This window comes from Ruegeria sp. BF6, from assembly GCF_056538665.1.
Map to the genome: position 1 here is coordinate 689,943 of NZ_JBQFTN010000001.1, position 12,006 is coordinate 701,948.

Annotated in this window: 13 protein-coding genes; 9 read left to right on the forward strand and 4 right to left on the reverse strand. The window is 57.3% G+C overall.

Translation table 11 applies throughout. The features are described 5' to 3' along the window. The first annotated feature begins 110 nt into the window (after window positions 1-110). Entirely contained in the window at window positions 111-659 is a 549-nt protein-coding gene (locus tag ACR0IM_RS03500; RefSeq protein ID WP_480680832.1) for a redoxin family protein, read from the forward strand. Window positions 660-714: 55 nt separating this feature from the next. Here ACR0IM_RS03500 and ACR0IM_RS03505 read toward each other — a convergent pair whose 3' ends face one another. Next, entirely contained in the window at window positions 715-1,638 is a 924-nt protein-coding gene (locus ACR0IM_RS03505; RefSeq protein WP_480680833.1) for a LysR substrate-binding domain-containing protein, read from the reverse strand. Between the two features lie 44 nt (window positions 1,639-1,682). Further along, a complete protein-coding gene (locus ACR0IM_RS03510) occupies window positions 1,683-2,804 on the reverse strand; it encodes a DUF6456 domain-containing protein (RefSeq protein WP_480680834.1) in 1,122 nt (373 codons plus the stop codon). 241 nt (window positions 2,805-3,045) lie between these two features. Between ACR0IM_RS03510 and ACR0IM_RS03515 the strand changes: the two genes are divergently transcribed. Further along, entirely contained in the window at window positions 3,046-3,345 is a 300-nt protein-coding gene (locus ACR0IM_RS03515; protein WP_480590677.1) for a DUF6477 family protein, read from the forward strand. Here ACR0IM_RS03515 and ACR0IM_RS03520 read toward each other — a convergent pair whose 3' ends face one another. Next, window positions 3,346-4,890, reverse strand: a complete 1,545-nt coding sequence (locus ACR0IM_RS03520) for a trimethylamine methyltransferase family protein (RefSeq protein ID WP_480590675.1) — start codon at window positions 4,888-4,890, stop codon at window positions 3,346-3,348. A gap of 155 nt (window positions 4,891-5,045) precedes the next feature. On the opposite strand from ACR0IM_RS03520, the gene ACR0IM_RS03525 reads away from it, so the two are divergent. Further along, the gene (locus ACR0IM_RS03525) at window positions 5,046-5,747 is read left to right on the forward strand and encodes a DUF2270 domain-containing protein (protein ID WP_480680835.1); all 702 of its coding nucleotides are present in this window, start codon (window positions 5,046-5,048) and stop codon (window positions 5,745-5,747) included. 8 nt (window positions 5,748-5,755) lie between these two features. Here the strand turns inward: ACR0IM_RS03525 and ACR0IM_RS03530 are convergent, their stop codons facing one another. Next, a complete protein-coding gene (locus ACR0IM_RS03530; RefSeq protein ID WP_480680837.1) occupies window positions 5,756-6,193 on the reverse strand; it encodes a GNAT family N-acetyltransferase in 438 nt (145 codons plus the stop codon). Window positions 6,194-6,274: 81 nt separating this feature from the next. On the opposite strand from ACR0IM_RS03530, the gene guaA reads away from it, so the two are divergent. From guaA to ACR0IM_RS03560, 6 genes are all read left to right on the forward strand, one after another. Beyond that, window positions 6,275-7,834 carry a glutamine-hydrolyzing GMP synthase gene (gene guaA, locus ACR0IM_RS03535; RefSeq protein WP_480680838.1) on the forward strand — a complete coding sequence of 520 codons (1,560 nt, stop codon included), beginning with the start codon at window positions 6,275-6,277 and terminating at the stop codon, window positions 7,832-7,834. 72 nt (window positions 7,835-7,906) lie between these two features. After that, entirely contained in the window at window positions 7,907-8,809 is a 903-nt protein-coding gene (locus ACR0IM_RS03540) for a DMT family transporter (RefSeq protein ID WP_480680839.1), read from the forward strand. Between the two features lie 125 nt (window positions 8,810-8,934). Then, window positions 8,935-10,059: an OmpP1/FadL family transporter gene (locus ACR0IM_RS03545; protein WP_480680841.1), complete on the forward strand. Its 1,125-nt coding sequence runs from the start codon at window positions 8,935-8,937 to the stop codon at window positions 10,057-10,059. A 145-nt stretch (window positions 10,060-10,204) separates the two neighbouring features. After that, complete coding sequence (locus ACR0IM_RS03550; protein ID WP_480680842.1) at window positions 10,205-10,699, forward strand: DMT family transporter; 495 nt, start codon at window positions 10,205-10,207, stop codon at window positions 10,697-10,699. 65 nt (window positions 10,700-10,764) lie between these two features. Further along, complete coding sequence (locus ACR0IM_RS03555; RefSeq protein WP_480681434.1) at window positions 10,765-11,049, forward strand: EamA family transporter; 285 nt, start codon at window positions 10,765-10,767, stop codon at window positions 11,047-11,049. A 50-nt stretch (window positions 11,050-11,099) separates the two neighbouring features. Next, window positions 11,100-11,972, forward strand: coding sequence for an ATPase (locus tag ACR0IM_RS03560; RefSeq protein ID WP_480590661.1), 873 nt, complete (start codon window positions 11,100-11,102; stop codon window positions 11,970-11,972). Window positions 11,973-12,006 lie beyond the last annotated feature (34 nt).

A 12,006-nucleotide genomic window follows, 5' to 3' on the forward strand; every position in this document is an offset into this window, starting at 1 on the left:
ATTTTGCGGCATCCATCAGAATTCGCACTTGCGGCAATAATGGCGTTGAAGCCAAATTAGAACTGTTTTAAATCATCGGCAGTTCACACATGAATCACAGGAACTTAAGCATGAAATCCGGTACCAGACTGCCTGACGTAACCTTTCACACCCGCGTCCGTGACGAGTCCGTCGAAGGCCCCAACCCGTTCCGTTGGGAAGATAAGACCACCGCAGATTACTTTGCCGGCAAACGGGTGATCCTGTTCTCGCTGCCCGGTGCGTTCACCCCCACGTGTTCGACCTACCAGTTGCCCGGTTTTGAAAACGGTTATGCCGAATTCAAAGAAAAAGGAATCGACGAGATTTACTGCATGTCCGTAAATGACAGCTTTGTCATGAACAAATGGGCGCAGGATCAGGGCCTGGATAAAGTCAAGGTCATCCCGGATGGTTCGGGCGAGTTCACCCGCAAGATGGGTATGCTGGTCGACAAGGACAACCTTGGTTTTGGTATGCGCTCGTGGCGCTATGCCGCGATCGTCAACAACGGTGTGGTCGAGGCATGGTTCGAAGAGCCCGGCTTGATGGACAACTGCCCCGAAGACCCCTATGGCGTTTCGTCGCCGGAAAACCTGAAAAAGCACCTGGACGAAGCCAAGGAACCGGCTCTGGCCTAAGCCTTTTTGCGATCCAAAACAAAAAAAGGCCCGCCATCGGCGGGTCTTTTCGTTTTTAGGCTCGGGTGGCAGTCACGATGCCTTCGCCGACCCGTCGGATGACCTCGGCAAGACCGTCGAACCAGCCTTCTCCCCCAGTTGAAGCACGCCGCACCAAACCAACCGTGCGCGCCGGTTGAGGCGTACTGAAACGCATCAGCTTCAGCCCGGGTACAGCTTCGGATTCCGACCGCGCCGCAAGCTCGGGCATCAGGGTCAGGCCAAAGCCTTCGGCCACCAGTCGCGACAAGGTGGCCAGCGACGACGCGCCCATATTGATGAGACCACTACTGCGGTCCTGACCGCAGACGTCAAGCGCCTGATCCGTCAGGCAGTGGCCATCGTCCAGCAACATCAATTGCGCGGTTTTCAGATCCAGTGGGCGAAGGGCCTCGGGGTTCGTTGCCATGCCCTGCAGGCGCGCTGTGCTGCCGGCCAGAAGGAACCGGTCCTGAAACAGGGGTAGTTCGAACAGCTCATTTCCACCAACCGGCAGGGCTACAACACCGGCGTCGATTTCTCCGGCGCGCAGCATGGCCAGCAGACGCTCGGTTCTAGCTTCGCGTACCTGCACGCGCAACGAAACGTCTGAGGCGCGCAGTCCTGCCAGAACGCCAGGCAGCAAATAAGGCGCGATTGTCGGAATGATGCCAATCGCCAGCGATCTGTGCCCGCCGGACCGGTCCCTGGCGAATTGGTCCAGCCTGTCGGCGGCGCCCAGAACCTTGCGTGCATGATCCAGCACATCGCGCCCCAGCGGCGTCAGCAGTATGTCGCGGGCCTGACGTTCGAAAAGCGGGCCGCCCAAACTCTCCTCCAGCGCCTTGATCTGCACCGACAAGGCGGGTTGCGACACATGGCATGTCTGCGCCGCCCGACCGAAATTGCGCTGTTCGGCAACGGCGCTGAAGTATTGCAACTGTCTGAGGGTGAAATGCATAATCTGTGACTATCACTTGGCGTCGCGAGTGCAATCAAAACATATCACCCGATCATACGATTGCGCTCTGACTGGCATTCGTAATGCCGCTTGAGTCGTTGCAGCGCGATCCGCAGAACGATCTTACCCGACCGCGCCGACCAGCCCATACGTTTTTCGGCCAGTTCCAACCCTTCAAGGTAGCAGCAACAACGCAACGCCACATCGCTTAACCCCGGCCCGAGATCCGACAAGGCGTGCTCAACGCGATCCCGCGCATCGGACGAGCCACGCCCACCATGGGTCTCACTTTTGAAACTGCCGCGTCCACCAGCAGTCAGAAAGTGGTCCCAGTTCTGCGCAACCTGGGGACCGATTTGCGCCAGTTCAAAATCCTCACGCAGACGTTCGCCTGCAGCAACCAACGATTCATCCAGGAACGGCTTGCCATCCCGGTCTCGCCTACGCGCCAGCGCAATCAGGGGGCTTTCCGCAGCGCTGTAGCGAATGCGCCTTGGTCGGTCGGGTTTCCCAGCCGCGCCCTGCCCCTGCACCATTTGAGCCTTGAAGTGTGCCTGCGCCTCGGCCATTCCAAACTCACTGCGCTCGCGCGCCTTGTTCTCAACCTCGGCGACCAGACGGCTCAGTGCGGTCCGGCCTGCTGACGATATTCGATACCGCGAAATCCGAGCCGGATTATCGCAAGAAATCCAATCATTAAGAGCAAGCGCCTGTGCGATCCTGCATTCCACCACGGCCGTTCTGGTGGCCCCAGCGTCGCCGGTGTCGCGAACCACAACGGCCTTGTCCATTTCCTCGGCCACTGCCAAGACCGACCCCGTTTCACACAAGCGGCGCAGAATCCGTAGGGCCTCGCGATTGAACTCCTCATCTTTTGCGGCGGCCGTTTCTTCTTTAGCGACAGGCAGAATCCCATGCACGGCCCTAGTCTTACGGCCACCGGGATCGGAGAAATGTGTTTCCGCCAGCGATTGCAGCGCAGCATCCACCAAAGGGTCGTCCCGGCGCATTTCGATCCGTCTTATTTGCCTGAGAATGGTCGAAGCATGGCACCCGGCGGATCGCGCGATATCGCGGATCGACTGGCCGGTCTCTGTGTGGGCAAGATATCTTTGCACCCCTTCAGGTACCCAAGCCGGAATGGTGAAAGCCATGTTATTTTGCATAGTTCCTTGCCCTCGTCGACACAACAATCTGTTCTCAATCGCCCCCGATGAGTTTGTTAACCAATTCTAACTAGAGTTGCTTTCGTTACTCGTTCGTTAACCCGCAGGGACAAGAACCAGATTTGATTCAAAATCATAAACACTCATGAAGTCAGAGTTCGGAGCGAACCTAATCAAGGCAACACCCGCTTAAGTTGTGTGACAAAAGGGGCAACTTCCACTTGAACGAGGAACTCCCGAGATGCAGGACCTGATGACTATGATTACCACCCTCCGCCGCCCCCGCCTGCTGGCACGGGCCGCAAAATTCGGGGCGCAGAACTATAATCGGGAACGACATCTGCAACGTATTCTGGGATACGGCTCACTGCCCGGAACGGGTGCAGCACTGGTTCGACTGATGGAAATGGAACGAGAGGTCAACGCGCAGCGGTCAGAGGAAGACGCGACCTATTCGCTGGTGCGCCATCTTGACCTGCTGATTGCGTTGCTGGGCGAAGCGCAGCTGTATCAAGCCAGCCGCGCCTCGCAATATCAGTGATCAGGTGAAGGCATCCGGCATGGATGCTTTCTTTTCCGCCACGTATTCGTTCAGCGCGGCGTTGATTTCCGGGTCGAGTTGAGGCTGCTGGTAGTTGGCCAGCAGATGCTCGACCCGCGCGGCGGCCAGTGTCCGTGTGTCACGCCCGCCTTCGTCTTCCCAGGTCTCGAAAGGCTTGTAGTCCAGCACTTCGCTTTTCCAGAATGCCTCTTTGAAATTGGCCTGCGTATGGGCGCAACCCAGATAGTGGCCACCGGGACCGACTTCACGGATCGCCTCCATCGCCTGCGCGTTTTCGTCATAGGTAATGCCTTTGGCCAGACCGTGCAGAACACCCAACTGATCGGCATCCATGACGAACTTCTCAAAGTCGGCAACCAGACCGCCTTCCAGCCAGCCGCACGAATGCAGCATGAAATTCACACCAGACATCAGACCCATGTTCAGCGAGTTTGCTGTTTCATATGCCGCCTGCGCATCCGGCAGCTTCGAGCCACAGAAAGATCCGGCAGAGCGGAACGGCAGGTTCAGACGTCGCGCCAGCTGACCCGCGCCATAGGTGACCATCGAAGCCTCAGGAGTACCGAAAGTCGGCGCACCCGAGTTCATGTCGATCGACGACACGAAGGCACCAAAGATCGCAGGTGCGCCGGGGCGCACGATCTGGCTGTACGCCACACCGGCCAGAACTTCGGCCAGAACCTGCGTCAGCGTACCTGCAACCGAAACCGGCGCCATCGCGCCGCCGACAATGAACGGAGAGATGATGCAGGCCTGATTGTTCTTCGCATACACCTCAAGCGAGCCCATCATCACGTCGTCGAAAGTCATCGGCGAGTTGATGTTGGTCAGCGAGGTCATGACGGTGTTTTCCTGCACGAACTCTTTGCCGAACAGGATTTCGCACATCTCGACCGAATCCTGCGCGCGGCTTGGATCGGTGACCGAGCCCATGAACGGCTTGTCCGAAAGGGTCATGTGCGCCATCAGCATGTCCAGGTGACGCTTGTTCACAGGAATGTCTGTCGGTTCGCACACGGTCCCGCCCGAATGGTGCAGCCACTTGGACATATAGGCCAGTTTCACGAACTTGTTGAAATCGTCCATGGTCGCATAGCGACGGCCGCCATGGATATCGCGCACGAAGGGAGGACCGTAGACCGGTGCCAGAACCAGATTGCGACCCCCGATGACGACCGATTTCTCGGGGTTGCGGGCGTGCTGGGTGAACTCGCTGGGTGCCGTTTTGATCAGTTCACGCGCCAACCCGCGTGGGATGCGTACGCGCTCACCATCAACATCAGCGCCAGCGTCTTTCCAACGCTGCAACGCAGCCGGGTTGTCAACAAAGTTGACGCCAACCTCGGCCAGAATGGTTTCCGCATTTGCCTCGATAATCTCCAACGCTTCTTCGTTGAGAACCTCGAAATTCGGAATATTCCGTTCGATGTACTTCGCCGTTTCGATTCGAACCGCGGTGCGCTCGGCCCGGCGGGCGGCTCCGCCACCGCCTCTAGCTCTGCGTCGGGTGTTTGCCTCTGCCATGAGATAATCCCGTTAGTCATGTTCACGTTGCAAATCGTGTTACCGGAACCGCCGATCACACCAGACGTGGATTGCGGCGCAATAGGGGTAAAAGCGACATGATCGCCACTTCGAAATTGCTTTGACCCGTTTTTCCTAATGTTGATGATAGGAGCATGGAATCGGAAACGCAAAAAGCACCTTCCACTTTAATTGAAAGAAAATACCTTGATGCGGCGGAAATCGGCGCCGTAGCGCACCTGTACCGAGGTGAGGTTTATCGCAGCACGATCTGGCGCACCCGATTGGACACAACGACGAACTGGGCGGTTGTCACACTGGGTGTTGCGTTGTCGATTTCATTTTCTTCGCCCGAGGCCTCACCCCTGCCCCTGGTGCTTGTGGGCGTTCTGATCATCTTGTTCCTTATGCTTGAGGCGCGGCGCTACCGATACTTCAACGTATGGCGCGCACGGGCCAGATGGCTGGAGACCCATTTCTATGCACCGCTGCTTTATGATGGTGATCTTCATATGGAGGAGAACTGGCAAAAAGTCTTGGCGCAGGACTATCTGCACCCGCGCTACCATGTCACCCAGATGATCGCGATCGGGCGCCGAATCCGCAGGAACTATCTTTGGATTCTGCTGATCCAGAGCCTGGCATTCTGCGTGAAAATCTCGGTCCATCCGACCCCGGCCGAGAGTTTCGCGGAGGCCATCGAACGGGCCGATGTAGGTCCAATTCCTGGTGAGGCGCTTATCCTTACGGGCGCATTTTACATTCTTTGCTGGTCAATCATCGCGATCTGGAGCTACCGGGCAGATGTCAGCCGCGCCTCTCACCGTGGCAGTGAAAAGTCGGAATCAATGGGTTAGACACAGGCTCAGAGTGTTTTTTCCATCGCGACGGAATTGCCGCTCATTTCCGTTTCTACCCAACCCAGATGCGCATAAATCGCGCGTGTTCCCCCCATCAGCCGATGGGTGCGCAAAACCATGCGCGAACATCCTGCCTCGCGCGCTTCAACCTCGGCGGTTGCCAGCAGCTTCCCGGCGATCCCCTGTCCTTGCACCTGTGGTGAAACGGCCAAGTTAAAAATCTTCATCTCGTCGCCCAGCTGGTCAAAAATGATCACCCCGGCCAACCCGGACTCTGTAAGAGCTATCACCACCCGATGTTCCGTGATTTCCTCTGCGATCCCGGCCGTCACATCCGGAAGATCAGCAATTGTTTTGCGCGCTTCAGCATAGGCCGCTGCGATGCACTCGGTGATCGCCCCAGCGTCATCCTGTGTCGCGTTCACGAAACGAATGGCGGTCATTGATCCGATCTCCCTCTGTATCTGGCTGGAAACGCCTTCATAACGCTTGCACATAACCGCCGCGCGACCTAAGAGCCAGTCATGAGCCAGACATCCCATGACCGCCTTCTGATCATCGACTTCGGCAGCCAGGTGACGCAGCTGATCGCACGCCGCCTGCGCGAGTTGAATGTCTATTGTGAAATCCACCCCTACCAGAATGTCACCATGGACTTTGTGCGCGATATGGCGCCAAAGGCCGTGATCTTCTCGGGCGGGCCGGACAGCGTGACGCGCGAGGGCTCCCCCCGCGCCCCACAAGAGATTTTTGACTATGGCGTACCGATCCTCGGCATCTGCTATGGCCAGCAAGTGATGATGCACCAGCTGGGCGGCAAGGTCGAAAGCGGCCACGGCACCGCCGAGTTCGGGCGCGCCTTTGTCACACCGAAAGGCCAGCTGGATATTCTGGATGGCTGGTTCGACGGTGGAGACGAACAAGTCTGGATGAGCCATGGAGACCACGTCAGTGAAATCGCTCCGGGGTTCGAAGTCTTCGGAACCTCTCCCAACGCACCCTTCGCGATCACCGCCGACGCCAACCGTCACTTCTATGCCGTTCAGTTCCACCCCGAAGTGCATCACACCCCCAAGGGCGCGAAACTGTATGAGAATTTCGTCAAACTGGCCGGGTTCAGCAGCGACTGGACCATGGGCGCCTATCGCGATGAAATGATCCGCAAAATCCGCGAACAGGTCGGCGATAAGAAGGTTATCTGCGGCCTGTCCGGCGGCGTCGACAGCTCGGTCGCGGCAATCCTGATCCACGAGGCGATTGGCGATCAGCTGACCTGTGTGTTCGTCGACCACGGCCTGCTGCGCAAAAACGAAGCCGAAGAAGTCGTCGGCATGTTCCGCGACAACTACAACATTCAGCTGATTCACGCGGACGAAAGCGATCTGTTTCTGGGCGAGTTGGACGGCCAGTCCGACCCCGAGACCAAGCGCAAGATCATTGGCAAGCTGTTCATCGACGTGTTCCAGAAACATGCTGATACCATCGAAGGCGCCGAGTTCCTCGCGCAAGGTACGCTGTATCCTGACGTGATCGAATCGGTATCGTTCTCGGGCGGTCCGTCGGTCACCATCAAATCGCACCACAATGTCGGCGGCCTGCCCGAAAAGATGGGCCTAAAACTGGTCGAGCCTCTGCGCGAACTGTTCAAGGATGAGGTCCGCGCGCTGGGTCGTGAGTTGGGTCTGCCCCAGAGCTTCATCGGTCGCCATCCCTTTCCCGGGCCGGGCTTGGCGATCCGTTGCCCCGGCGAGATCACCCGCGAGAAACTGGAAATCCTACGCGAGGCCGACGCGGTTTACATCGACCAGATTCGTAAGCACGGGCTATATGACGAGATCTGGCAGGCCTTTGTCGCCATCCTGCCGGTCCGCACCGTAGGCGTGATGGGAGACGGGCGGACCTACGACTATGCCTGCGCCATGCGTGCGGTAACCTCGGTCGATGGCATGACTGCCGACTACTACCCGTTCACCCACGAATTCCTTGGCGAAACCGCCACGCGGATCATCAATGAGGTAAAGGGCATCAACCGATGCACTTATGACATCACCTCGAAACCTCCGGGAACAATCGAGTGGGAATAAAAAACGCCGGGCACTGTCCCGGCTTTTTTGTTTAAGTTCAGCCGGAAACCCGCAATTCCCTCAGGCAGATTAATGGACAGCAGTAAACCGCAGATCGGCAAGGCCGCGCTTTGGATGACCGGGGCAATAGCCTCGTTCTCGTCGATGGCTGTTGCCGGGCGAGAGTTGAGCGTCACGCATGATACTTTTGAGATCATGTTCTACCGCAGCCTTGTTGGCATCTGCGTCGTCGCGCTGGTCTTGTCGTTCACTGGCAAATGGCACCAGATTTCGACATTCAAGCTGGGTTTGCACGGTATCCGGAACCTAATGCACTTCACCGGCCAGAACCTGTGGTTCTATGCAGTCTCGGTCATCCCTCTGGCGCAGGTTTTTGCGTTGGAGTTTACCCAACCCATCTGGGTTATCTTGCTGTCCCCTCTGCTGTTGAAAGAAAAGCTGACACCGGTCCGGGTGTTGTCGGCCCTGATCGGCTTTGCCGGTATCCTGATTGTTGCCCGCCCCGGTGCCGTACCACTGAGCGCGGGCGTTCTGGCGGCCGCCCTGTCGGCGGTTTTCTTTGCGTTAACTACCATCTCCACCAAAACCCTGACGCGGATTGCCAGTATCGGCTGCATCATGTTCTGGTTGACCGTCATGCAGGCTGTTCTGGGCCTGATCGCGGCGGGGATAGACGGCCAGGTTTCGCTGCCCACACTCGCCACGGCGCCTTTTCTTTTGCTGGTGGGGCTGGCAGGCCTGTTGGCGCACTATTGCATCACCAACGCACTGGCCATTGCCCCAGCAACCGTGGTGGTGCCATTCGACTTTGCCCGCCTGCCGACAATCGCGGTGGTCGGCATGATTCTGTATCACGAGCCACTGGATCACTGGACCCTGCTGGGGGCCGCCGTGATCTTTTCGGGCATCTTTATTAACGTCCAAGCCGAGAATCGTAACAGTTTAGCAACAGATTCACGCCACAATCACCAGTAATAACGCACCGTCACCAGTTGACGGATTAATAGGCCTTAAGAAAGTATCGAGCACCATAAGTCAGGTTGATCGCAACCACTCAATAACCCGTGCCTGACCTACAGGAGACCTTAAGGGAGGAACTAATGAAAAAAGCGCTACTACAGGCGTGCGCAGTCTGTGTCGGGGCGACAGGAGCCTATGCAGGTGGCCTTGATCGCAGCGGCCAAGGCGTCAACATCTTGTTCGAGGAAGGGTCCGTCGTACAGTTCCGTCTCGGCTACACCAACCCTGACGTTAGCGGTGAGCAGTTCGGCGTCGACTCCGGCAATATCGCCAACGACTTCTTCACACCGCATCTGGCCTACAAACGTGCGTTCACCGATCGTCTGGATTTCGCACTCGTCTACGATGAACCCTTTGGCGCAGACGTACGGTACCCGACAAACTACCCTCTTTCGCAAAACCCTACGGCACCTGCTGGTGGTCGCTCCGACGTCCTGCGTGCCAAGGCGGATGTTGACGCGATCACGGCACTGCTCCGCTATAAGATCGATGGGGGATTCAGCGCCATCGGCGGTGTCCGCGCCCAACGCGCGAAGGCTAATGTCGCAGTCCCGGTGGTTGCCGGCTACGAATTTGAAACCGACGCCGAGATTGACTTTGGTTACGTCGTAGGTGTCGCTTGGGAGCGCCCCGACATCGCGGCACGTGTGGCTTTAACCTACAACTCAAAAATCACGCACAATTTCGACTCGACGGAATCGATCAACCGCGTCCCCCCCATCCCGGCGGCGCTTGTGACGGTGGACGATGAAACCGAGGTTGAGACGCCTCAGTCGGTGAACCTGGATTTCCAAACCGGTGTCGCACCCAAGACCTTGCTGTTTGGTTCGATCCGCTGGGTTGACTGGCCGCAGACCGTCCTAGCCCCGGATGTTTACGTCGGCGCAGCAAACCAAAACCTGGTCGATTATGCAGACGACACGTTCACTTACACGCTGGGTCTGGGATACCAGTTCTCCGAGGAGTTCTCAGGCGCGATCACAGCAGGATATGAAACGTCATCGGACACACCGGTTACGAACCTCGGCCCGACCGACGGCTTCTGGAGTGTGGGCCTTGGTGGCACCTACAGCTTTGAAAACGCACAGATATCCGGCGGCGTTCGCTATACCGATATCGGTGACGCGACCACCACAACCGGCGGTGAATTCTCGGGCAACTCGGCTTGGAGCGTTGGCTTTCAGATCACATACGCTCTGAACTAATTTCAAGCCTAATCTAAAAAACCCCGCTGTTTCGGCGGGGTTTTTCTTTGCACAGGTTTCGGGTCGAAAGGGTGCCCAGACAGTGCGAAAAAATGGCATGGCGGCACAAAATAATCTTTCACCGAAAGCATAGGGCGAGTTTCTTGTGTTGGGCCTGATCTGGGGCGCATCGTTCCTGTCAATCCAGTTCGCGCTGGACACGATCCCAGTGACGACCTCAGTGCTTCATCGGGTTTTATGGGCAATGCTGGCGCTTTGGATTGAGGTCTGTTTCCGGTGGCTGACCATTCCACACAGCCCTCACGTTTGGCTGGCGTTCCTGATCATGGGATTGCTGAACAACGCTATTCCGTTTTCGCTGATGACCTCGGGGCAGCTTTACATCGAGACTGGCCTGACCTCGATCCTGAATGCAATGACGGCCATTTTCGGTGTCATAGTCGCGGTGTTGTTTTTCAAGGATGAACGCCTCAGCCGCACGCGCTATCGGAGTTGGGCTTGGACTTCTTGGGGTTACATTTGCAATCGGGATACGGAACTTTGCCAGTTTCGACCCGCAGAGTATGGCCAAACTGGCGGTCAATACAGGCACGATGTCCTACGCTCTGGCCGGCGCTTGGGCGCGAGCCACTTTGACTAAACTACCCCGTAGTTGAGACAGCCGGGATTCTAACCGGATCGACCCTGCTGATCCTGCCCATTACACTGCTGGTCGATGGCGTGCCAAGTATGGACTTGCCCCTGATCACATGGGCGGCGATTGGCTGTTACGCTTTGATTGCCACGGCCGGAGCCTACCTGCTGTACTATCGGGTTCCGGCTATGGCCGGTGCAGGCAATCTGTTGCTGGTCACGCTGGTCATCCCCCCGGTCGCCATCGTACTGGGCGCGGTTTTGCGGGATGAGGCCTTACCGCCGCAGGCTTATCTGGGTTTCGCCATCCTTGCGCTGGGGCTATTGATCCTCAACCTTGCAGGCGCACGCGATTGACGCCGCCCGCCGCCCGTTTTAGCTAGGTCGGAAAAAAGGGACAGCGGACAATGATCTACGGCTCGGCAAACGACTGGCGCGGCGCGGCGCGGAAAAAGGTGCTGTTTTTTGGCATGTCGGGTCTGGGAAAGACTTATGTGTCCAACGTCCTGCGCGATTCCGGCGACTGGTTTCATTACTCGATCGATTATCGCATAGGCACCCGTTACATGGGCGAATACATCGCGGATAACGCCAAGGCCGAGGCGATGAAGATTCCTTTTCTGCGCCAGCTTCTGCTTTCGGATTCGATCTTTATTGGATCAAATATATCCTTCGAAAACCTGACCCCCGTAGCCGCGTATCTGGGCAAGCCCGGAAACCCAGAGCTGGGTGGCCTGGATCTGCCCGAATACAAACGCAGGCAGGAACAATTCCGACAGGCTGAAATTCACGCGCTTTTGGACACCGAGTATTTCATCGACCGGGCGCAGCGCCTGTACAGATATCCACATTTCATTTGTGACACGGGCGGGTCAATCTGCGAATGGGTGGATCCGACAAACCCAACGGATCACGTTCTATCCGAATTGTCCCGCCAGACCCTGATGATCTGGATTCAAGGGGACGAGGACCACACGGCCGAACTGATCCGCCGTTTCGACAAGGCGCCCAAGCCGATGTCCTATCAGGCAGAATTCCTGACCCGTGTTTGGGACGATTACCTGACCCAACACAACTGCCGGTCCGAGGACGTGGACCCTGACGCGTTCATCCGCTGGACCTATGCGCAAGCACTGGCGCATCGCCAGCCGCGTTATCAGGCGATGGCCGAGAACTGGGGCGTCACGGTCACTGCGGACGACATGCACAAGGTCCGTGATGCCGCTGATTTCGATGAGTTGATCGAACGCACACTTGAGACCCGCGCGAACGACGCTTAGTTTCCACTTTTACACTGAAACTCCAAAGGCTTGA

Excerpts from the sequence above, each read along its gene's own strand:
- ACR0IM_RS03500 (WP_480680832.1), top strand. The coding sequence starts at position 111 with ATGAAATCCGGTACCAGACTGCCTGACGTAACCTTTCACACCCGCGTC.
- ACR0IM_RS03505 (WP_480680833.1), bottom strand. The coding sequence starts at position 1,638 with ATGCATTTCACCCTCAGACAGTTGCAATACTTCAGCGCCGTTGCCGAA.
- ACR0IM_RS03510 (WP_480680834.1), bottom strand. The coding sequence starts at position 2,804 with ATGCAAAATAACATGGCTTTCACCATTCCGGCTTGGGTACCTGAAGGG.
- ACR0IM_RS03515 (WP_480590677.1), top strand. The coding sequence starts at position 3,046 with ATGCAGGACCTGATGACTATGATTACCACCCTCCGCCGCCCCCGCCTG.
- ACR0IM_RS03520 (WP_480590675.1), bottom strand. The coding sequence starts at position 4,890 with ATGGCAGAGGCAAACACCCGACGCAGAGCTAGAGGCGGTGGCGGAGCC.
- ACR0IM_RS03525 (WP_480680835.1), top strand. The coding sequence starts at position 5,046 with ATGGAATCGGAAACGCAAAAAGCACCTTCCACTTTAATTGAAAGAAAA.
- ACR0IM_RS03530 (WP_480680837.1), bottom strand. The coding sequence starts at position 6,193 with ATGACCGCCATTCGTTTCGTGAACGCGACACAGGATGACGCTGGGGCG.
- guaA (WP_480680838.1), top strand. The coding sequence starts at position 6,275 with ATGAGCCAGACATCCCATGACCGCCTTCTGATCATCGACTTCGGCAGC.
- ACR0IM_RS03540 (WP_480680839.1), top strand. The coding sequence starts at position 7,907 with ATGGACAGCAGTAAACCGCAGATCGGCAAGGCCGCGCTTTGGATGACC.
- ACR0IM_RS03545 (WP_480680841.1), top strand. The coding sequence starts at position 8,935 with ATGAAAAAAGCGCTACTACAGGCGTGCGCAGTCTGTGTCGGGGCGACA.
- ACR0IM_RS03560 (WP_480590661.1), top strand. The coding sequence starts at position 11,100 with ATGATCTACGGCTCGGCAAACGACTGGCGCGGCGCGGCGCGGAAAAAG.